The sequence below is a fragment of the Enterococcus sp. AZ063 genome (assembly GCF_051715045.1).
Lineage (GTDB): Bacteria > Bacillota > Bacilli > Lactobacillales > Enterococcaceae > Enterococcus_D > Enterococcus_D casseliflavus.
The window spans coordinates 130,042-151,952 of sequence record NZ_JBIOTA010000001.1; the positions used below are offsets into that span (position 1 = coordinate 130,042).

General features: G+C 46.1%; 25 protein-coding genes. All 25 read left to right on the forward strand.

From position 1 onward, the window contains the following. Positions 1-19: 19 nt before the first annotated feature. The 25 genes from IGK61_RS00595 to IGK61_RS00715 all read left to right on the forward strand — a co-directional run bounded on the left by IGK61_RS00595 (position 20) and on the right by IGK61_RS00715 (position 21,776). Positions 20-727 carry a sigma-70 family RNA polymerase sigma factor gene (locus IGK61_RS00595; protein WP_005226623.1) on the forward strand — a complete coding sequence of 236 codons (708 nt, stop codon included), beginning with the start codon at positions 20-22 and terminating at the stop codon, positions 725-727. Then, positions 724-1,425 (forward strand): flagellar hook-basal body protein, encoded by a 702-nt coding sequence (locus IGK61_RS00600; protein WP_074535609.1) that lies wholly within the window; start codon positions 724-726, stop codon positions 1,423-1,425. Before IGK61_RS00595 ends, IGK61_RS00600 begins: the two co-directional genes overlap by 4 nt. A gap of 10 nt (positions 1,426-1,435) precedes the next feature. Further along, positions 1,436-2,218 carry a flagellar hook-basal body protein gene (locus IGK61_RS00605; protein WP_074535610.1) on the forward strand — a complete coding sequence of 261 codons (783 nt, stop codon included), beginning with the start codon at positions 1,436-1,438 and terminating at the stop codon, positions 2,216-2,218. A 12-nt stretch (positions 2,219-2,230) separates the two neighbouring features. Beyond that, entirely contained in the window at positions 2,231-2,941 is a 711-nt protein-coding gene (locus IGK61_RS00610) for a cell division ATP-binding protein FtsE (RefSeq protein ID WP_074535611.1), read from the forward strand. Between the two features lie 154 nt (positions 2,942-3,095). Continuing rightward, entirely contained in the window at positions 3,096-4,391 is a 1,296-nt protein-coding gene (locus tag IGK61_RS00615) for a methyl-accepting chemotaxis protein (protein ID WP_005226627.1), read from the forward strand. 18 nt (positions 4,392-4,409) lie between these two features. After that, entirely contained in the window at positions 4,410-4,913 is a 504-nt protein-coding gene (locus tag IGK61_RS00620) for a chemotaxis protein CheW (RefSeq protein WP_074535612.1), read from the forward strand. After that, positions 4,885-5,394 (forward strand): chemotaxis protein CheD, encoded by a 510-nt coding sequence (locus IGK61_RS00625; protein ID WP_005226629.1) that lies wholly within the window; start codon positions 4,885-4,887, stop codon positions 5,392-5,394. Before IGK61_RS00620 ends, IGK61_RS00625 begins: the two co-directional genes overlap by 29 nt. A 15-nt stretch (positions 5,395-5,409) precedes the next feature. Beyond that, positions 5,410-6,420 carry a protein-glutamate methylesterase/protein-glutamine glutaminase gene (locus IGK61_RS00630; RefSeq protein ID WP_016609024.1) on the forward strand — a complete coding sequence of 337 codons (1,011 nt, stop codon included), beginning with the start codon at positions 5,410-5,412 and terminating at the stop codon, positions 6,418-6,420. A 5-nt stretch (positions 6,421-6,425) separates the two neighbouring features. Then, positions 6,426-7,199, forward strand: coding sequence for a CheR family methyltransferase (locus IGK61_RS00635; protein ID WP_074535613.1), 774 nt, complete (start codon positions 6,426-6,428; stop codon positions 7,197-7,199). Between the two features lie 21 nt (positions 7,200-7,220). Then, a complete protein-coding gene (locus IGK61_RS00640) occupies positions 7,221-9,272 on the forward strand; it encodes a chemotaxis protein CheA (protein WP_074535614.1) in 2,052 nt (683 codons plus the stop codon). Next, complete coding sequence (locus IGK61_RS00645) at positions 9,269-9,856, forward strand: chemotaxis protein CheC (protein WP_074535615.1); 588 nt, start codon at positions 9,269-9,271, stop codon at positions 9,854-9,856. Before IGK61_RS00640 ends, IGK61_RS00645 begins: the two co-directional genes overlap by 4 nt. 14 nt (positions 9,857-9,870) lie before the next feature. Further along, on the forward strand, positions 9,871-10,233 hold the full coding sequence (locus IGK61_RS00650; protein ID WP_003129084.1) for a response regulator: 363 nt from the start codon (positions 9,871-9,873) through the stop codon (positions 10,231-10,233). Between the two features lie 19 nt (positions 10,234-10,252). Then, positions 10,253-10,642, forward strand: a complete 390-nt coding sequence (locus IGK61_RS00655) for a chemotaxis protein CheW (protein WP_005232757.1) — start codon at positions 10,253-10,255, stop codon at positions 10,640-10,642. A gap of 17 nt (positions 10,643-10,659) precedes the next feature. After that, on the forward strand, positions 10,660-11,670 hold the full coding sequence (fliM, locus tag IGK61_RS00660; RefSeq protein WP_005232756.1) for a flagellar motor switch protein FliM: 1,011 nt from the start codon (positions 10,660-10,662) through the stop codon (positions 11,668-11,670). Beyond that, positions 11,667-12,725 carry a flagellar motor switch phosphatase FliY gene (fliY, locus tag IGK61_RS00665; RefSeq protein WP_005226637.1) on the forward strand — a complete coding sequence of 353 codons (1,059 nt, stop codon included), beginning with the start codon at positions 11,667-11,669 and terminating at the stop codon, positions 12,723-12,725. The genes fliM and fliY overlap by 4 nt, the downstream gene beginning before the upstream one ends. A 95-nt stretch (positions 12,726-12,820) precedes the next feature. After that, positions 12,821-13,096, forward strand: coding sequence for a flagellar biosynthesis anti-sigma factor FlgM (gene flgM / locus IGK61_RS00670; RefSeq protein WP_005226638.1), 276 nt, complete (start codon positions 12,821-12,823; stop codon positions 13,094-13,096). Beyond that, positions 13,097-13,453, forward strand: a complete 357-nt coding sequence (locus tag IGK61_RS00675) for a hypothetical protein (RefSeq protein ID WP_074535616.1) — start codon at positions 13,097-13,099, stop codon at positions 13,451-13,453. 11 nt (positions 13,454-13,464) lie between these two features. Further along, positions 13,465-14,988: a flagellar hook-associated protein FlgK gene (gene flgK / locus IGK61_RS00680; RefSeq protein WP_074535617.1), complete on the forward strand. Its 1,524-nt coding sequence runs from the start codon at positions 13,465-13,467 to the stop codon at positions 14,986-14,988. Positions 14,989-14,991: 3 nt separating this feature from the next. Then, positions 14,992-15,912 (forward strand): flagellar hook-associated protein FlgL, encoded by a 921-nt coding sequence (gene flgL / locus IGK61_RS00685; RefSeq protein ID WP_005226641.1) that lies wholly within the window; start codon positions 14,992-14,994, stop codon positions 15,910-15,912. Positions 15,913-16,048: 136 nt separating this feature from the next. Next, positions 16,049-17,131 carry a flagellin N-terminal helical domain-containing protein gene (locus IGK61_RS00690; RefSeq protein WP_005226642.1) on the forward strand — a complete coding sequence of 361 codons (1,083 nt, stop codon included), beginning with the start codon at positions 16,049-16,051 and terminating at the stop codon, positions 17,129-17,131. Between the two features lie 102 nt (positions 17,132-17,233). Next, positions 17,234-17,647 carry a flagellar protein FlaG gene (locus tag IGK61_RS00695; RefSeq protein ID WP_005226643.1) on the forward strand — a complete coding sequence of 138 codons (414 nt, stop codon included), beginning with the start codon at positions 17,234-17,236 and terminating at the stop codon, positions 17,645-17,647. A 4-nt stretch (positions 17,648-17,651) separates the two neighbouring features. Continuing rightward, complete coding sequence (gene fliD, locus IGK61_RS00700; protein WP_005226644.1) at positions 17,652-19,073, forward strand: flagellar filament capping protein FliD; 1,422 nt, start codon at positions 17,652-17,654, stop codon at positions 19,071-19,073. Between the two features lie 74 nt (positions 19,074-19,147). Further along, positions 19,148-19,477, forward strand: coding sequence for a hypothetical protein (locus IGK61_RS00705; protein WP_008376569.1), 330 nt, complete (start codon positions 19,148-19,150; stop codon positions 19,475-19,477). Between the two features lie 13 nt (positions 19,478-19,490). Further along, complete coding sequence (fliS, locus tag IGK61_RS00710; RefSeq protein WP_074535618.1) at positions 19,491-19,859, forward strand: flagellar export chaperone FliS; 369 nt, start codon at positions 19,491-19,493, stop codon at positions 19,857-19,859. Positions 19,860-20,024: 165 nt separating this feature from the next. Then, positions 20,025-21,776, forward strand: a complete 1,752-nt coding sequence (locus tag IGK61_RS00715; RefSeq protein ID WP_081343868.1) for a hypothetical protein — start codon at positions 20,025-20,027, stop codon at positions 21,774-21,776. The last annotated feature ends 135 nt before the right edge of the window (positions 21,777-21,911 follow it).

Consider the following 21,911-nt stretch of genomic DNA (forward strand, 5'->3'; position numbering starts at 1 on the left):
TTAGGAAGGGGCATCGCCGATGTATGAAGTCGATCGAGAAGCGGAGATCATCAAGTATCTGCCGCTAGTGGAACGGGTGGTTCAGCGCCTGTCTATCAAAACCGCCGATTATGAATCAGGCGATCTCTATAATATTGGGGTGATTGGGCTGATGGATGCCTTGCGGAAATTCGATCCCTCAAAAAAAGTTCCTTTTGAAAGCTATGCAGCGATTCGCATCAAAGGGGCAATTATTGATGAAGTACGCAAGCACGCCAAAATCTCCCGATACAAAATGGCGGCAGTCAATCAGTTTTATCAAGCACGGCAAGAGTTGGAGCAAAGCCTCAAAAGAGAAGCGACCGACACCGAGATCTGCAAACAGCTGGGAATCAACCAAAGTCAACTAGCGGATATTTATGAGAGTCTGCACTACTTAGCCAGCGTCTCTTTGGAAGATACCTTGTTTGCTTACCAAGAAGAAGGCATGACCTTAAAAGATATGGTTCGGGATCCAGCCGAAAATGTCGAAGAGACCTTGGTCGCTGAAGAAAAACGCACCGCATTGGTGGCGTGCATCAAAAAATTAGGGGAACGGGAACAATTGATTTTAAGTTTGTACTATACCGAAGAACTGACGTTAAAAGAAATCGCTGAAATCTTAGAAGTCTCGATTCCGCGAGTTTCACAAATTCATGGCAAAACGATTGCCAAATTGCGCACATTGATTGAGGAGGAACTGGCATGATTCGAGGATTGGATGTCTTATCACGGAACATTTCATTATTACAAAAGCGACAAGAGACGACGAGCGGCAATATTGCCAATGTCAATACAACAGGGTATCAAGCAAAAACTTTGTTCCAGTCGGCGCTAGATGAAGTCGCATTGCATAATTACCAAAGCGGGCCCAATGCGGATACCCGCCGTGATATCGGTGGATTGTCTTTAGGGACCCAATTGGCAGGCAGTACCATCAGTCAAGACCAAGGTGCTATCAAACAGACGGGACAAGCCAGCGATTTTGCACTGCTTTCCGAAGGCTACTTTGTCGTTCAAAACAATGCGGGGCAGCGGTTGTATACGAGAAATGGCGACTTTACCGTCAATCAGCAGAATCAATACGTGACACAAGAAGGCTATCTTGTCTTGGGTGCCAATGGACAAGCAGTCAGCGCCTTGGGACCAGCGAACTTTCAGATCCAAACATTCCCCCCAGAAGCATTGACTACAGCTGGTCAAAACTATGTGACTAGCAACGCAGCAGGAACCACGGTGAATGCACCCGTGATCCAGCAAGGTGCCTTAGAACAAGCCAATGTAGCGGTTGCCGATGAAATGGTGGCGATGATCCAGACTTCTCGCGAATTTGAAGCCAATCAGAAAGCCTTGAGTTCAACGAATCAGACATTGCAAAAAGCGGTCAACGAATTAGGAAAGATTTGAGGATGAGTCAATGAATATCAGTGGATTATTAGGAATCAGCCGTTCTGGGTTGAATCATTTGCAGACAAACTTAGACACGACAGCCAACAACATCGCCAACGTCAATACCAATGGCTACCAAGCACAAACGACCCATTTTCAAGCATTGATGGAAAATGCCATCGGTGCAGAAGAAACGCTATTTAATGGCAACGCCGCCCAATATGGTGCGTCAATGGGGGCAAAAGCGACTACGACTACCAGTTTTGCCCAAGGCAATCTGGCGGGCACCACTCAGCCATTAGATCTCGCGATCCAAGGCAATGGCTTTTTCGGGGTCCGGGACCAAACTGGTCAATTGCTGCTGAGTCGAGCAGGCAATTTTCATTTAAGTGAGAACAAGCAATTAGTCAATAGTGAAGGGTACCCTGTGGCAATGACCACAAACGTACCGACCCCTCAGTGGCCAGATGCGCAGCAAATCGCAATAGATGCCAGCGGTCAGCTGACGACGGAAGAAAATGGTCAGACTCGCGTGTTGGGACAGCTGACCCTTTATCAGCCGACGAATACAGGAAACATCACGCCAGTAGGCAACCAACTGTATCGTGCCGGTGATCAAGCGTTGCTTACTTCGCAAACCAATCCGGCAGCCTTTGGCAGCGTCTTGCAAGGACAGTTAGAACAGTCGACGGTGGATCTAGCGACTTCCATGACAGACTTGTTAACGACCCAGCGTGCGTATGGATTGAACACGAAAGCCATGCAGACATCCGATGAGATGTGGTCCGTGATCAATCGTTTTACAGATTAGAGGAGAAAGAACATGATTCGCTTAACCAAGGTCAGTAAAAAATTCAGCAATGGCACGTTGGCATTGGCCGATATTTCTGTTGCGATCCCTCAAGGAGAATTTATCTATGTGGTGGGTCCCAGCGGTGCGGGCAAATCGACCTTATTCAAATTGCTCTTGAAAGAAGAAGAGCTTTCGGCTGGTTCTATCCAAGTCGGCAATGTCTTGTTGGAACAACTCAAAGACCGTCATCTCTATATGGTTCGACGACAAGTCGGTATCGTCGGACAAGAAGATCTTTTGCTTCCTTATCTGACGGTTGCCAAAAACGTCGATTATGCGCTGCAAGTACTAGGCATTCCCCGCAAGCTGCGTCAGGAAAAAACCGCCAAAGCGCTGCAACTGGTGGGCATGTTTCCTCAAAAGGATCACTATCCTGAAGAGCTTTCCGTGGGACAGCGCAAAAAAGTAGCGATTGCGCGGGCGATCGTCACAGAGCCAGCAGTCTTGATCGCCGATGAGCCCACCGCCAATCTGGATGCGAAATCAGCCGTTGAAGTCATGAAACTGCTCTTGCGGATCAATCAAGTCGGTGCCACGATCCTCTTGGCGACTCACGACAGCACGATGGTCAATACGGTCCGTAATCGGGTGGTCGAGCTGCAAAACGGTCGCTTGGTTCGTGATGAATATCAAGGCGGCTATACGCGCTTTGCTGATCCAAAAGATACATATGTCTGGTGAAGATGCTTAACTTTTCTAGCAAAAGATCCGATTAAAGAACTAGAAGATTGTTTTCATAATCGGATAAAGAAGGAGTGACCCAACGATTATCAAGTGAAGAGCGAATCTTGATAAACAGCACGACTGATCATTTTGCATAGGAAAGGATACTGTTATGAAGAAGAAGGTACAAGCTATCATCAAAAAAATCCGCTTGGCGGCGTTGATTCCGCTAGGATTTACCCTGATCGTATTATTAGGATGCTATTTCTTCGTGATCCGCACCCACGGAGACGGACAAGCAGCAAAAAGTTTTTTTATTTTTTCAGTAATCGTACTGCTGCTAGAAATCGCAGTGTTAGTAGGAATGACCTATTTGGTAAAAAAAGAGACCCACTCGGGCATGGATACGTTATTGACAGAACTAGAAGCAGTCGGTTCTGGCGATCTGTCGCATATCGATGAGATCGGCAGCAGCGACCAGACTTCTCTTTTTGGGCAAGTTCAAAATCGTTTTCAAGGGGTTTTAAACACCTTCAAAGCGGTGATCGTTGGCATGCACGAAGAAAGTAGCCGAATGGAAAAAATGGTAGGCGGCCTAACGACAACCTCAAAAAATGCCAAAAATTCAATTGAAAATGTGCGTCAGACGATGAATGCCATCGCAGATGCCACTAGTTCACAAGCCTCCGAAGCGGAACAAACCTCCTTTGATATGGACGAGCTAGCCTTAAGTATCGAAGAGATCCACAAAGAGATCGAATTGATGAACGGCTATGTCGGTCAATCCCAAAGCAGCAATGTCCACAATTCAGAAATGATGTTCCATGTGTTTGAAAGCTGGGAGATCGAACGGCAAAACCAAGCAGAATTAGTAGAAAGCATGAACGACATGAACGAAGATGTCCAAAGCATCGGTAAGATCGTTCAGCTGATCAATGACATTTCTGATCAGACCAACTTACTGGCATTGAATGCATCCATTGAAGCAGCTCGAGCTGGAGAAGCGGGCCGAGGGTTTGCTATCGTTGCGGAAGAAGTCCGCAGCTTGGCGGAACAAAGCAGTCAATCAACGAAAAGCATTCGTTCGATCATTGAAACGATCCGCAAAAAATCGGAAAAAGTGGTCTCTGCAGTGACGGATTCCTTTGAAAGCGGCGAAAAACAAACCAACAATATCAACAAAGCGATCGAGTCAGCCAATGAGATCTCTGATATTGTCGAAAAATTGGTTTCAAGTATTCAAGCCGTGGAAGCCCATATTACCGGGATCGTTGAGAAAAAAGACATGGTTCAAGTTTCCGTCAGCAACATTTCGGCTGCTGTTTCGGAAACCTCTGCCGGCACCCAAGAAGTAACGGCAAACTTAGAAGACTTCTACTTAGTCATCGAAGACTTTGAACGGAATGTGCAAGAGATCGAAACGATCGCCACTATCCTTAAATTCCAAGTGGATAGTTTCAAATTCTAAAAAGGAGCAGTGACGCCAATGGAACAATACGTTGTATTTAAAAGTCATCAACAACTCTTTGCCTTGCGTATCGACTATGTGGTACGGGTCATTGAGGCTGCTTCTTTTACCCAGCTGCCGGAAGTGGCGGATTTCGTGCTGGGGATCCAGCCTTTTGAAGAGGCAATGGTTCCGATCATTGACATCCGCAAAAAGCTGTTTGATGAATTTACACCGGAAACTGGGCAAAATGTGGTCTTGTTGTGTCACTGGCAAGAGCAGGCGATCGGCCTTTACGTGGAAGAGATCGTCGGCATTTTACCGCTAGTTGAAAGTCCTAGCAATGCGGAACTAAATACATCAGGACTCAAGCAAAACTATATCGAAGCCTTTCTGAAAAAAGACGATGAACTTGTGCTGGCATTGGAGCTGCCGTTTCTCTTCAGCTATGAACAAGCCGCTGAGATGACGGCGGAGTTAGACGCCTATCAGACAGAGGAATTGGCAGCCGTCAATGACCATGACAATGATGACCGTGAATGAGGAACTGCATGTGGGGATCTCGGAGTATAAGATCGCCCAAGCGCCGACGCGTTTGATCACGGTGGGTTTAGGTTCTTGCATCGGCACGATCATTTACGATGAAGCCAGTCATATCGGCGGCTTGAGTCATATTATGCTGCCAGATAGTCAGCCTTTTTTGCACAAGCGGGAAATCAAGCCCGAGAAGTTTGCGGACTTGGCATTGCCAGCGATGGTGGCTGAGCTGGAACAAAAGATCCGTCGGCCTCGCTTTCAAGCGAAAATCGTTGGCGGCGCCAATATGTTTCAGTTCCAGACGCTTAACGCTGCCAGCAATATTGGTCAGCGCAATATTGAAGCCGTCGAGGAAGTCTTGGCTCGGCTAAACATTCCGATCGTAGCCAAACATGTTGGCGGCAGCGCTGGTCGAACGATGATCGTGGATCTTCAGGATTTCAAGACCATGGTTCGGCAAGTCAAACAAGAAATCGTTTATTTGTAAAAGGAGTACAGGGACATGAAAAAAGTAATGATCGTCGATGATTCGGCATTCATGCGGAAAGTAGTGACAGATTTATTGAATCAGCTGCCTGATATCGAGGTGACCGTCGCTGCCCGCAATGGCAAACAAGCATTGGACTATCTGACCAAAGAAGCGATCGATTTGGTAGTAATGGATGTGGAGATGCCAGTGATGAACGGATTAGAGACCTTGCGGAGGATGAAACAGCAATCAGCCATTCCCGTCATCATGCTTAGTTCATTAACCAATCAAGAAACCACGATTGAGGCTTTGGCGCTTGGCGCCCGAGATTTTGTGGAAAAACCCGTCAGTCTATCGATGATCGAAAAAGAATGGATCGCTGAATTTCATCAAAAGATTTTGGCGATGGATCATGAAGTCGGTACGGTTCACCCGCCAGTACCAACGATTGCCCAGCCCACTAAGCTGACACAAAACAGCTTGCCGGTATCACTTGATGCGCTAGTCATTGGTGCTTCAACAGGCGGACCCCGTGCTTTGCTGGGAATTATTCGCCGTCTGCCTGCACGTTTGCGTTGCCCGATTTTGATCGTTCAGCATATGCCAGCGGGCTTCACGGCTTCCTTTGCAAAACGCTTAGACACAGAGACAACCGTCCGAGTACAAGAAGCAGTCGACGGCATGCGGATCGAAAATCAAGTGTATCTTTGTCCAGGGGATTACCACATGACGGTCCAACAAGGGCACCTGCAGCTGGACCAGCGAGAAAAACGGCATGGGACGCGGCCAACCGTCGATTATCTTTTTTCCTCAGCAGCTGACTACTATGGCCCGCAACTAGCGGCAGTGGTTTTGACGGGGATGGGAAAAGACGGCACCGCTGGCTTACGACAGATCCAAGCGGCTGGGGGCTATACGATCGTTCAAGACAAAGAAACGTGTACAGTCTTTGGGATGCCGCGGTATGCCATTGAACAAGGAGTCGTAGATGAAGTCCTGCCATTGCAGGGCATTGAAGCAAAAATTGCACAGATGGTCAGGTGAAGAAGATGGAAGAAGAATTTGCCTTATTTAATGCGTGGGTGGATCGCCGATTAGGGATTCCCTTAGCCGCATACAAAGAAAATCAAATGCAGCGCCGCATCCTTACGATCATGGAAAACAGCGGGGCAAAAACGTTGAGGGAATACCAGCAATTGATCGAAGGCGATGACGGGGTGCGGGCGGCTTTTTTAGCCCATATCACCATTAACGTAACGGAATTTTATCGCAACAAAGAACTGTTTGACGCCTTTGAACGCGTCTTGAAAACCATTGTTCTCCCGAAAACCACGCTGCCCAAAATTTGGAGTGCCGCATGTTCGATTGGGGCAGAACCCTATACGATCGCGATGCTGCTAGAAAAAAACCAAATTGCCGCAGCCAATGTCTTGGCTACCGATATCGATACGCAAATTTTGGCAAAAGCCAAGCAAGGACTCTATCGAGACCACGAATTGCGGAATGTCTCAGCGGCAGAACGTACCCGTTTTTTTGATGCAAAAGAAAAGAACCAGTATCAGATCAAACCGGAAATCAAACGGCGGGTTCATTTTAAGCAACACGATCTTTTGAAAGACCCGTACAATGGGCCTTTTGATGTGATCGTTTGCCGCAATGTGACGATTTATTTCAAAAGTGATGCTCGGGATGCCGTCTATCAAAAATTCAGCGATGCATTGGTCCCAGGGGGCATTTTGTTTACGGGAGCGACAGAAACGATCAATTTTGCGGAACAATTCGGCCTCAAGAAAATCGATTCGTTTATCTATCAAAAAGTATAATTTTGTAAAGGAGGGACCCATTTGGATGACAATAGTGTCTATCGTACCCTTTTCTTTGAAGAAACAGACGATCATTTAGCACAGTTGAATGATCATGTCTTGCAATTGGAAAACGATCCAAAAGATAGCGCCTTGCTGAATGATATTTTCCGTTCTGCCCATACCCTTAAAGGGATGGCGGCAACGATGGGCTATGACGTCATGACGCAGCTGACCCATAAAATGGAAAATATTTTTGAGTTATTTAAAACTGGGACCTTGCAAGTGACCCAGCAATCGATCTCATTGATTTTCAAATGTCTGGATCGCCTGTCAGAACTTGTGGAGGACTTGCGGGAAGAACGCGACCTGCAGCCAGCTCAAATTGCCGATTTATTGGCCGAACTTGATCAAACGGAACATTCTGGCGGTATATCAACCGAGACAGAAGCAAGCCAAAACCCCACCGCAGTGGGCGCGTTAACCCCACAGCTTCAACAGATCGATCCTTCTGATCTGTATGTGATCGAGCAAGCGGCTGGAGATGGCTATCAAGCGGTCCAAATTGCTGTTCGCTTAGATGCCCAATCCATGTTAAAAGGTGCTCGTGCCTTCTTGATCATGGAAAAGCTTGGCCAAGCAGGGGATGTTCTCTATACAGAACCAGATGCCCAAACACTTGAAGAAGGCACCTTTGAATCAGATTTTTCACTGCTGTATTTGACGCAGCAAACACTGGCTGATGTCGAGCAAAACATCGCCAGCAACAGTGAGATCGAAGCCTTCGTGGTGGCACCGTTTGATCCTTCAGCTGCTGTGTTGGAGGAGGCAGAAGAGCTGCTTCAACCAGTGCCGACCCCAGAGTCAGAGACTTCTGCTCTTCAGCAAGCGACAACAGAAGCGAAAGAAAAATCGCCGGCGCCCGCGCATCATGCGTCCGCCCAAAATCAATCGATCCGAGTCGACTTGAATCGCTTAGATTCATTCTTGGATCTCGTGTCCGAATTGGTGGTCTATCGCAATCAATTGGAAGATGTCAGTGAGCGGGAAAACATCGAAGCAGTCAAAGACCCCTTAGAGCAAGTTTCGCGATTGACCTCTGAGCTGCAAGATTTGGTCTTGCGGATCCGCATGCAGCAAGTCAATGTCGTCTTTAGTCGCTTTCCACGAATGGTTCGGGACTTATCCAATGAACTGCAAAAGGAAATGGAACTTGTCATTTTTGGGGAAGAAACGGAATTGGATAAAACAGTGGTTTCTGAATTGAGCGAACCTCTGGTCCATCTGTTACGTAATTCTGTCGATCACGGCATCGAAGCACCCGATGTTCGGGAAAAACTGGGCAAACCGCGCAAGGGCACGATTCGCTTGGCGGCCTATCAAGAAGGCAATCGCGTGATCATTACTTTAGAGGATGATGGCAAAGGCCTTGATCCGCAAGTAATCAAAGCAAGTGCTGAAAAGAAAGGCTTAGCAACGGAAGGTCTTTCCGATGAAGCGTTGCAGCAGCTGATTTTCCATCCTGGTTTTTCAACGGCACAAGAAGTGACTAACATTTCTGGGCGCGGTGTCGGGATGGATGCCGTGCAATCCAAGATCACCCAACTAGGGGGCACGATCGAAATGAAGAGCCAGCCAAATAAAGGCACGCAGTTTGTGATCAAACTGCCATTGACTCTGTCGATCATTCAAGCGTTGATGGTTCGCGTCGGAGCAGAAACCTTTGCGATCCCACTAAATCTCGTCGAACGCGTGGTGATGGTCAAAGAAGAAGAGATCATCCAGACGGTCTCGGATGAGGTCTATCGTTTTCAAGAGGAGTTGATTCCGTTGGTTCGGACCGATCAACTCTTAGCGATCGAAGGCGATCCATCTGAGAAAAAATTCGCCATCATCGTCAACAATGACCAGCAATTTCACGGCATTTTGGCAGATGAGCTGATCGGCCAGCAAGAAATCGTCATCAAGAAAATTGATCCGCTGCTGCAAAAGCTGAATCGCTATCAAGGGGCAACGATTATGGGCAACGGCTCGATCGCACTGATCCTAGACATTCATGCCATCTGTCAGGAAAAAAAGGATGACCGCTTATGATTTATACAGCGCTGCAGATCGATGGCCTAAAAGAACTGATCAATATCGGCGGTGGTCACGCTGCGACTAGTTTATCAAAGCTCGTCCAACAACCAATCGATATGCGGGTACCGGAAGTCGAGATTCTAGCTTATGAGGACCTGTATCAGCAGATCATGGCGGAAGACAAAGAAGTTCATGTGGTGATGAGCCAGATCGAAGGGGCATTTCGAGGGATCTTCTTGTTTGTCTTAACGGATGAATCCGCCGCAAAATTGCGTCAGTTGATGATCCAAGAAAGCGATCCGTCTGAAGAATTGAAGCAATCGGTCATCAACGAGTTGACCAACATCCTTACCAATTCTTTTTTGATCGCGATCGGGCAACTGTTGGAAACCCAGCTGAGTGCGTCTTTACCAAGCGCCAGCTATGATTTCTTTGGCGCAGCGATCAGCTCCATCTATTTGGCGATGGCCCAGTATGATGAGCAGGTGATGGTGATCCGTAATGAGTTCGTCTACGCCAAAGAAACATTAGACGCATCGTTATTTTTGATTCCAGAAATCGGTGTACTAGAAAACATATTTGATTCATTAGGAATTTGAAAGGGGCAAATACAATGTCAAAAAAAGTATTGATTGTGGATGATGCGGTATTTATGCGCATGAAATTAAAGGATATTTTAGAAAAAAACGGCTATGAAGTCGTGGGGGAAGCCCAAAATGGCCAAGAGGCTTTTGAAAAATACCAAGCAACGACACCAGACTTAGTGACTATGGATATCACGATGCCAGAAGTGGACGGCTTAGAGGCATTAAAAATGATCCGCACGTTTGATGCGCAGGCCAAAGTCGTAATGTGCAGTGCCATGGGACAACAAGGAATGGTGATGGATGCGATTCGCGCCGGTGCGGTGGACTTTATCGTGAAGCCCTTTGACACGGACCGCGTAATCACTGCCATCGACAAAGCCTTTGCCTAATGCCTAGGAGGATAGCGACATGCAGATGATTCTTTTCAAAATGGCCCAGCAGTACTATTTGATCTCGGCGGACTCGGTGGACGAGGTCATTGATGCCCCTTCCTTTACGAAGGTGCCCTTAGCACCAGAGTGGGTGGAAGGGTTGATCAATCTGCGGGGGTCTGTCGTAACGGTGATTCGTTTGGCAAAATTGATTCCCATCATGGAACCAGCCTACGAAAAAAACATATTGATCATGAAGAAGCAAGAGGAGACCAAAGGGGTCCTCGTAGAAGAAGTAATTGAAGTACTTGATATCACTGAAGACGATATCCAACTGGGCAATCAAGAGACAGAACATGCCGTTGGGGTCGTGACGATCGGTGAAAAAGTAGCCAGTGTGATTCAAATCGATCACATGATTTTTTAAAAAAATGGGGGATTAGTGTGGATCAGGTATTGACGCAGCAAGAGATTGATTTATTGTTGAATGCGATGAGCAGCGGAGAGATCGATCAAGAAATTATTGAGATAGAAGACAAACAAGCCAAAGTGAAAGCCTACGATTTTCGCCGACCAACAAAGCTGTCGAAAGAATACGTCAATACCCTGCACATGATCTTCGAGGATTTCTCGAAGATGAGCAGCAGCATGCTTTCTACCCAACTGCGGACCAATGTTTCTTTGCAGTTGGCAGCTATCGAACAAGTCAGTTATGACGAATTTATCCATTCGATACCAAAATTTACTTTGTTGGGGCTCTTTCATTCGCAGCCTTTGAGCGGGATTCAAATGATCGAGATGAACCCACAACTGTGTATGATGTTGGTGGAGTTGTTGTGCGGCGGCTTGGATGTCTATCAAAACAAGCCGATCGAAATGGATTTTAGCGAGAAAAAAAGTTTTACTGATATTGAAACAGCAATCTTGGAAGAAGTGGTGGCACAATTTGTACGGGTCTACCAAAATGTTTGGAAGGACATCGTTGCCTTGGATTCGGTTTTGGATGGAATCGATACGAATCCGCAATTGATGCAAAACATGTCGCCCAACGAACCCGTCGTGTTAGTGACCTTTACTATCAAAATTTTTGAAGTGAAACATTTTATCAATCTATGTATCCCTTATGTCTTCTTTGAAGGGATCATTGATAAATTAAGTTTCCGCAATTGGTTTGATAGCAATCAGCCAGTCAACCAAGACGATAGCCGCGAGTTGCAAAAAAGTTTGAATGGCGTCGGTTTGAATTTAGAAGTTCTGCTGGGCCATGCTCAAATGAGTCTTTCTGAGTTTCTCCACTTAGAAGAAGGCGATGTCATCAAACTAGACAAAAAAATTACTGAACCATTGGAGACTTTCATCGATGGAAAACCTTACTTCCGAGCAAAACCTGGGAAGCAAGAGGACCGTTTAGCCATTGAATTATTAGACAAGTTAGAAGAGGAGCAAGAACTATGAGTGAACGTTTATCCCAAGCAGAAATCGATGCATTGTTGAATCAAAGTGCCCCAGCCCAGCCACAAGGATTAGAAGAGCAAGTCAAAGTCGACATTATCGGCGAAGTTGGCAATATCTCCATGTCGCAAGCGGCGACGACGTTGTCTTCCATTCTTGATCGTCGGGTCAGCATCACGACTCCCCGGGTGTCTAAAATCAAATTTGGTGAGATCTTAAACGACCTCGTTGCACCAAAAGTAGCGACGACAGTTGAATTTAAAGAAGGCCTTTTAGGCAGTAATTTGATGCTATTAGAAGTCAAAGATGCCATCGTGATCGCCGATTTGATGATGGGTGGAACTGGTGAAACCAGCAACACTCAATTTACGGAATTAGAGCTAAGTGCTGTGGCAGAAGCTATGAACCAAATGATTGGGACTGCCTCGACTTCGATGGCAACGATGATCAGCCGCAAAGTGGATATCTTGCCGCCGATCGTCAAACTATGGGAGACACCAGAAAACATTGAGTATAGCGGGATCGAGGCAGAGGAAGAGATTTACTGTATCTCATTTTCTTTGCGCGTCGAAGGTTTGATCGAAAGCAAAATCATGCAGATCTTTACGGATCCTGTGGTCAACGATATCGCCAGTGCGATGCTCTCAGACGAAGCGACTGTCGTTACTCGGGAAACACCAACACCGCAGCCAACGGCACCCGTTGCTGCGCCTACGCCAGAACCAGCGGCTGCATCAAAGCCCGTGGAAGTCAGCAAACCGGCGTTTCAAACATTGGCCTCTAGCGGGGTGAGCGATGGGGACAATTTGGACTTGATTCTTGATGTGCCACTGGATCTAAGTGTCGTGTTAGGCCGCAGCAAAAAAACCATTAAAGACATTTTATCTTTCAATACGGGGTCCGTCATCGAGCTGGAAAAACTGACGGATGAACCGCTAGAGATTTTGTTGAACGGCAAACTGATCGCCACTGGGGAAGTCGTGGTCATCAATGAAAACTTTGGTGTGCGGATCACCAACATTCTTTCGCAAAAACAACGCATCCACAATTTGCATTAATTTGAAGAAATCGCAAAAAGTTAAACATATGGGTTTAACTTTTTTGTGATTTGACCGATAGTAGAGGGTAGAAGAATGAGAACGGAGGAGAACCTATGAAAATCGAAAGAGGTTACGCAGAATACAGCGACAAGGCCATCAAACGTGAAGCGGTCAAACAAGAAAAGCCATCTGCTGCTCAGACAGAAAAAACCGTCGATGTTCAATTGTCCGAAACAGCTCAAGCCATTCAAAAGAGTGCCAATCAAACAGCCAGTCGCAGTGAGCGAGTGGCAGAATTGAAACGAGCGATCAAAGAAGGCACCTACCAAGTTTCTGCCGAAACGATCGCAGATAAAATGCTGCAACAAGATGAAAAGCAGGTCGACTAGATGACAGAACGGGAATTTGAGCGTCAGCTTCAGCAGTTCTTGCGGTTGCTGCAAAAAGAAAAGACCTGCTTGATCAAAAATCAAGCAGAAAAATTACCAGAACTCGTCGAGAAAAAAACCGCCTTCGTACCCATTTTTTCCACGTATGAAGGAACTCTTTCAGTGGCGATCAAAGAACTCATCCGCCAGATCCAAGTGCAGCAAGCCGAGAATCTCCTGCTGACGGAGCAAGCCATTAGTTTCCAAACTGTTTTGATGGATGCAGTCAAAGAAAATATCAAGACACCGGCAAATACGTATTCGAAATACCAAGAAAAACAAGCTGTCTCAACAGCGATCATCGATCAAAAAATGTAAGGAGTACTTCTATGACAGGACTATTTGGTTCATTAGGCACCGCAACCCGGGGCATGACCGCCAATCAAGCAGCGTTGCAAACCAGCAGCCATAACATTGCAAATACCAATACAGACGGCTACTCTAGACAACGAGTCAACTTGCAAGCCGAAGCGTCTTATCATTTAGCGGGTGTCGGCAGCATCGGTATGGGTGTGAAAGTCGGCAGTGTCGAACGGATCGTCGATGATTTTGTCATTGGACAAGTACGCAATGCCAATTCTACCTATACATATTATGAACAAAAAGCAGACATATTAGGACAGCTGGAAAGTTTAATGAATGAGCCTTCTGACAACGGACTGTCCAAACAGCTGGCAACGATGTTTGATTCTTGGACCGCATTAGCCAACAATCCTGAACTGGATACGTCTAAGACCCTTGTGCTGGAAAACAGCAGTACGTTTGCCGATACCATCAACCAAATGGGCAAACAAATGACGCAGCTGCAAAGCGATACGCTGGATACCATCGAAAAATCCGCGCTGGACTTCAATGAGAAGGTCAAACAGCTACAATCCTTGAATGAACAGATCTATGGGTTGACGACAAGTGGTGAGACACCCAATGATCTTTTAGATCGTCGAGACAGTCTGTTGAAAGATCTCTCGGGTCTAGCAGGGATCGAAACCAAGACCGATCAGTATGGCCGTGGGTTTGTATCCATGAGCGGACAAACGATTTTAAGTGCGGAGGAACGCAATACCCTTAGTGTGGTGGTGGGACAAAGCGAGACAGGCGCCTTGGTTTCCAAAGATGGCAACGCCTTGAATCCTGCCGAAACCATCACAGGGTCTTATCCAGCTGGAACCGTCTTGTTGACGAAAACCACCGACAAGGGCGAAACCGCCTATACAGAATTGCCAATCAAAGAAGGCGCGATCGGAGGCCTGCAAGCATCATCTGGGGAGATCGGCAGTCGCCTGACGGAATTGAACAACTTTACGTCGACGATCGCGCAAGCCATGAACATGGTCTTTACCGGCGGCGCTTCTCGTACAAGCGGACTATTTGAGATCGGCCAAGATGATACTGGTACAGCGACGACGATTCGGGTCAGCCAAGCACTGTTAGATAACCCAAGTCTGGTGACCGGCGGAACGAGCAATGCAGCAGGAGATGGTTCAAGAGCTGCTGCAATGGCGAAACTCAGCAGTGCCAAATTGGACTTCCCGTTGTCAGAAAAGACGATCGCTTCTTTTGATTCTGAGACATTGACGTTTGCCAATGCAGCATCTGGCATGAGTGTCAGCAGCTACTTTAACAGCATCGTCACCAAAAACGGGATCTCAAAACAGCAAGCCGACAATACAGTCAGTGCCCAATTGTCGCTGCTGAATCAACTAGAATACAAAAATCAATCGGTGTCTGGGGTTTCATTAAATGAAGAAATGTCAGATGTGATTCGTTTCCAACAAGGATTTCAGGCCAATGCCCGCATATTATCGGTCGTTTCTGAAATGTTAGACACATTGATCAATCGAACAGGAGTGTAGACCATGCGTATTTCCAATTCAATCACCTACAATGATTTTTTACGAAATCTAGGAACCAACGCCTCCAAAGTCCAATCCACGTTGAATCAGCTATCGAGCTTAAAAGAAGTCAGCAAGTCCTCGGATAATCCGCTGCTGGTTTCAAAAATCATGGATCTCAATGTGTCGTTAAATCAAAACAAAACTTACAACAATACGATCAAAGACAGTATTTCTTGGACAAAAGCCCAAGATTCTGCTTTAGAAAGCGTCAGTACTTCGATGCTGCGGATTCGCTCGTTGGTTCAATCTTCTGCCAATGCGACAGCTGGCAGTGAGGAATTAGGGGCAAATCGTTCAGAGATCGAGCAAGAGATCGAAGGCATCGTTGAATCATTAAACACCAACTTTGATGGCCGCTATCTATTTAGCGGAACGAATACGACGACGGCGCCTTTTGAGATCGTCAAAGAAAATGACGCCATCGTCGGTATCAAATACAATGGCACCAGCGAAGACTTGCCGCGAGAAATCGCAAATGGGGTCTCAGTGGATCTGTTAGCCAGCGGTGATCGTCTGATGAACGAGACGGGCACAGCTGCGGATCCCCAAAATTTAAGCACCTATTTCAATGATTTGTTGTCTGCATTGCGCAGTGATGATAAAGATGCCTTAGGGGGCGAGCTTTTAACCGCTCATGACCAGCATGCCACTAATGTGGTGAATGTACGGGCGCAGATCGGCACCCTCTACAATCGCTTGGAGGCGGCAGCTGATCGAAATGAGACGGAAAAGCTGAACTTGACCGAAACACTGTCCAACAAACAAGACGTCGATATTGCGGAAAAGTATATGGAATATCAAAATCAAATGACTGCCTACCGTTCAACATTAGCGATGGGAACAAAGATCATGCAGATGTCCATTCTAGATTATTTAAATTAACCCAAAAACTTTTGTTCTTTGCTGAGAGCAAAAGTTTTTTATTTTTTTTAGAAAAAAGGCTTAACCCTGAACGGTTTCTTCCGATAAATAGTAGCAGAGGGAAACCTTAGCGAATAAAAATTAGGAGGAACTACACATGAGAATCAATACAAACGTTTCAGCATTGAATACTTACTCACGCCTAACGGCAGCAAATGCTTCTAAAAGCAATTCTTTGTCTAAATTATCTTCAGGCTTACGCATCAACAAAGCTGGGGACGACGCAGCTGGCTTAGCAATTTCTGAAAAAATGAAAGGCCAAATCGGCGGTTTGTCACAAGCAAAAAGCAACGCACAAGATGGTATTTCATTGATCCAAACAGCAGAAGGTGCATTAAATGAAACCCACAGCATCTTAGGCCGTATGCGTGATCTTGCGGTTCAAAGTTCAAATGGTACGTTAAGTGATGACGACCGCAGTGCGATCAACAAAGAATACACCGCATTGTCTGATGAAATCGACCGTATCAGCAATACCACTGAATTCAATACAAAAAGCTTGTTGACTGGTGAAGGCGACGATGCGAAATCATTCACTTTCCAAATCGGTGCCAACGCAAACCAAACAATGAGCGTTTCGATCAACAACATGAGCTCATCTGCCTTGAAAGTAAAAGGCTTAGATTTAACACAAGCCATTGATACAAGCGATGCCAAAGCTGTTGCTGCAGCAAAAGATAAAGCAGTAGCGACTGCCTTCAAAGCAGATGCTACAACAAAATATGCAGCGGACGGAACAGTTGATGCGGCTGCTGGTAAAACAGTTGCTGAATTACAAACAGCCATCGATACAGCAGCGGATGATACAGCAAAAGCAACAGCTCAAAAAACATACGATGATGCTTTAGCAACATTTACCGCTTCTGATGAAGGCAAAGCAGCAGCGGCAACTGTCAGCGTTGAAAACAACCCAATCACAAAAATCGATGAAGCGATCAAAGCAGTTTCTGCACAACGTGCGGATCTTGGTGCGGCGCAAAACCGTCTAGAACACACAATCAACAACTTAGGTACAACGCAAGAAAACTTATCTGAAGCAAACTCACGTATCCGTGACGTTGATATGGCGCAAGAAATGATGAGCTTTACGAAGAGCAACATCCTTTCTCAAGCAGCAACTTCAATGTTGGCACAAGCAAACTCAATGCCTAACAGCGTATTGAGCTTGTTACAAGGATAATTTTTGATCAAGTGAACCACTGACACAAGGACTGCCTAGGGGAAGCGCAGTTCTTGTGTTTTACATAGCAGCACAAAAACGCTTAGAAATGAGGAAGCTCTGATGGATATTCAGCCAATGTCAGGAATACACCCGATCGAAGCCGTTGCGTCGGTCGCTAAAGCACGTCCGATCGAATCCCTAGATCAAGAGAACGCCAACCTTCAGCCGCAACACCAAGAGGGGAAACTGGCGGAGAAAAAGGAACAGACAGTGGCCACTGAACCGCCGATCCACTATTTTTCAGTAGCCGATCAGCACAAGATCGCAGCCTCCGTGGAGGAAGTGAATCAGCGACTACTTGGCAAAGATATGAAATTGGCTTATGAAGTACATGAGCGCACAGGGCGTACGATGGTGCGTTTAGTGGATATGCAGACCAACGAAGTGATCAAAGAGATCCCGCCCGCCAACATGCTAGACGTGATTGGGAAAATATGGGATGACATGGGCATCGCGGTCGATCGAAAGGGATGAAAACATGGCAAGTGTAACCAGCAGTTCAGGAATCAGTACAACGCTAGGGAGTTATTCTGGCGTGACTTCAGAAGATATTGAAAAATTATTGGCGGCAGATGCGATCAACAAGACCCGCGCTGAGAATAAAATCACGTCGCTAAAAGCACAAAAAACGGCGTGGAGTGATATCAGCACTCGCTTGACTAACTTTTTGTCAAAAGTCGATGCATTACAAAAAGATGATGCTTATCAAACGAAAAAAGCGACGACCACCAATAGCAGCATCGCTTCAATTGCAGGAACAACGGAAGCTCCAGAAGGCACCTATGATCTAAAAGTCAACCAACTAGCAACAGCCACGAAGGTGACGGGGAGTCAAGTAGCTCAAAGTAGCAAAACGGCCCTAAATGTCAGTGGTCAGCTGTCATTGACCAGTTCGGAAGTCGATGAAGATGGCAAACCGATCACCGCTTCGATCGAGATCACGGCCGAAGACAGCTTAAAAGATGTGGCAGCCAAGATCAATAGCCAAAGCAAGACGACCTTCGTCGCGGCGAGCATCGTGGATAACCGTTTGATTTTAACGAATACCAAAATGGGCGACAAAAATTTCTTGATCGACGGCAATGCCGCCGAAGGGTTAGGGATCGGTTCAACTGCGACAACGACGCAAGGCCAACCGGCTATTTTTGAGCTAGACGGCATGAAGATCACTCGCGACAGCAACAGTGTGACGGATGTTATCGATGGTGTCACTCTGACGTTAGCGAAAAAAAGCGAGGAGCATGTGACGCTTTCTTTAGCCAATGATACCTCGAAAGTCGTTGATGCAGTGCAAGGATTAGTGGATCAATACAATAGCTTGATGAGTTTTATCGGCGACAATTTGACCGTGGGAGATCCTAGTAGTGAAAACAACAAGACGGGGACCTTGGTGGGAGACAGTGCGTTGACCCGTCTACAGACTCAATTGCGAAATTTGATCACCATTCCAGCCGTCAGCGGCTCAAAGCTGACCGCTAATAAGCTAGGCATCTCCACCGTCGATAATGATGGTACATTGGGACTGGATACGACCAAGTTAAAAGAAGCCCTAGCGGAAGATCCCGCTGCTGTGAAGTCCTTCTTTTATGCAAGTACGAAAACCAAAGAAGCCGATGGCACTGCGAGTACGAAAGAGACCGGCTATACATTAGCGCTAAAAGAATTAGCCAACAGTTATGTCGTCAATACTTCAGCCAATAAAGGGATCATTGCCACCAAATCTGCGACCTATGACAGTACCATCAAGGATTTAAACAAACAGATTACACGGTTTGATGATATTTTAGCAATGAAAAAAGAGCGTTACATCACAATGTTTACCAAATTAGACTCCGTGATGATGGAGGCTGAAAATCAGCTGAGTTACCTAAGCAATCAGTTTGCCAATACGTCAAACTAGGCAGGATATCCGATTAAAGCAGTCATTTTTTCATTCGCATAAGAAACCCTCGTCAACAAGAAAGGAAACAACCTATGGAGCCACACGTATCATTAGATGAACGTTTGAATCAGATTTTAACTGGGTTTGCAAAATGGCGCGGCGACAGCGAAGAAGCCGGTCGTTTGATGGCAGCCAATGCAGCGGTCATAGCAGCCATGCAAGCAGAAGAACAGAGCCATAGTCCACAAACCAGTGCACTGGCGCAACAAGTGATCCAAGCGTATCAAGCGTTCCTAGACCAGGTCAAAGCCCAGCAGCAAGAGATCAAACAAGAATTGGGGCGTTTGAACCGCAAAAACAATCTTGTCAAAACGTATTTGCAGCAAGAAGACAGTGCCGCCTTCGTCGAATTTGATTTATAGTGAGGAAAAAAAGATGAATTATCAAAAAATGCAAAACAACTATTTGCAGAACCAAGTAATGAGTGCCTCCCCCAACAAACTGATTGAAATGCTGTTGCAAGCAGCGATCAAAAATATCAAATTAGCAGTGATCGCATTGGAAAAAGAAGATTTGAGCCAAGCTCATCAGCAATTTGTCAAGGCGCAGAATATTTTATTGGAATTACGGGTCTCTTTAGACCGTGAGCAAGGTGGCGCTATCGCTGAAGATCTCGATTCTCTGTATGGCTATATGTACGATCAGCTAGTCAGTGCCAATGTCCAAAAAGAGGCAGCCCCTGCAGAAACGGTCGTCCCGCTTTTAAGCGAACTACTGGAAAGCTGGCAAACGATCACCCAATAAATTTGAGAAAAAGCAAAGAAATGACCACCTAAAACCTAGAAAAGTTTAGTAATTGGTTAAATTTTTACCATGTATCCCTTTTCACTAAGCTTTCTTTTTCCCCTCCTCGTCCCTATCTGGTACTCTTTTTATGAGCGTACCGAAAAGGTGCAAGGAGGTTTTTTTTTGAAACAAAAAATAGTACAAAAGCCGCTTTTCTGGCAAGTGGTGATTCTGATTGCAATGAGTGGTGTTTTTTTATTACCGCAGATCTTAGGCCAAGGCATGATTTTGGGCTCTGATGTGGTCTTTCACTTCAATCGTTTTTATGAGACCAGCCAGCAGATCAAAGAGGGCAATTTTCAATATTTTCTTTCTATTTACGGGTTTCAGCAATCTGCTCGTATCGTCAATGCATTATACGGGCCCTTTTTTGCTTATTTCCAAGGACTGCTGGTCTTGCTGAGTCCTTCGTGGTTTTCCTACCAGCTGCTCGCCAACGGGCTGCTCTATTTGTTAGCAGGGTTTTCGATGTTTGGCTTATTAAAGAAATTACGAGTCAATGGTTGGCTGTCAGTGGGGATGAGCGTCCTGTTTATGGCGACCTATTCTGTCCAGTATTGGATTGAGCGACAGGGCTTTTCTGCTTGGGGGGCGGCTGTGCTGCCGCTGTGCCTGATTCCACTGATCGCACTAGGGGAACATAAACGGTTACGGCCTTTTGCGGTAGGGGTTTCCGTGGCGGTCTTATTTCAAATCCATGTGTTTTCAAGCATCTTGTTAGTGTTCTTATACGTGCCCTTTTTCTTACGCGCCTTTTTTGTTGGGACTTCTGGCGAAGAAAAACGACAATTGGTGCTGCGCTTAGCAGGAGCGATCGGGATCTTCTTGCTACTGACCGCCAATATTTGGTTAGGGATGTTGGATCTTTATACGAGTAACACGTTGATCGCGCCTTTTGTGAATCGCAACATGCAGAACAATACCATTACTGGAACCAGCAGCTATTGGTGGACGACTCCGTACCTGCTGCCCATCTTATGTGCCTTGTTCTTTTGCGGTGCGATCCGTGTATGGCCACGTCTATCTGGCGGCTTCAAATTAATGACGGCAGCTGCAGCAGTCTTTTTCGTTTTATCATCGAACGCTGTTCCTTGGCAATGGCTAGGCAGTCTGGACAATGGTGTGATCAATTTACTGCAATTTCCTTTTCGGTTCTTTGTTCCTGCCACGATTTTGATCTTAGTCGGTTTGTGCCTGCTAGTTCCTTATTATCGGGGCAAGCCATTGGCAAATCCGCGTTGGTTTGTCCTCGTTTTAGTCTTGAGTGTTGGTCAAATCCTGATCCAAAACACGGTCAAAATGCAGGACTGGCACTCCGATGAAGCTGCGGTTTCACTGCGAAACCACACCTATCTGTCGGCGGAATCTGAAGCGCAATTGAAGGAAGCCTATTTTAGTAAAGACAAGTCCTTAGCATTAGCGCTGTATCAACGTTCTACGCCAGATTATCTGCCCCTCTATCAAGAAACCAAGAAGAACAAGTACAATTTGTACGGGGAAGAAATCATTGAAAAGAATGATACCGTGGCAAAAACCGTAGAAAACGGGAAGCTTACTTTACGTTGGCAAGGTGATCAAGAGACGTGGAAGGCGTTACCGATCATCAATTACCGATATACTGAATTGACCCTCAATCAGCAGCCACTAACTGAAAAAGATGTCTCTTTGAGTGCCATTGGTGCCGTTTCTGTCCAACAGCAAGCAGGGGAGAATGTCTTAGTCGTTGATTACGACGCGCCTTGGTTTTTCGACGGAGCTTTATGGCTGACGATCATTTCTTGGCTCGCTTTACTCATCGGCTTTATCAGCTGGAAAACCAGACAGCTGTACCGTCGTCGTAAGGTCGTACAAGCTTTATTGAAAGAATCTGAATAAAATGAATCAGAAAAGAACTTCAGCGAGAGGGCTGAAGTTCTTTTTTTGCTGATCAACAACAGTGGACCTGTTGCTTTTCGTCAGAAACAATAATCGTTGCGCACGCAACGATTATTCCTTATAATAGATTAGACA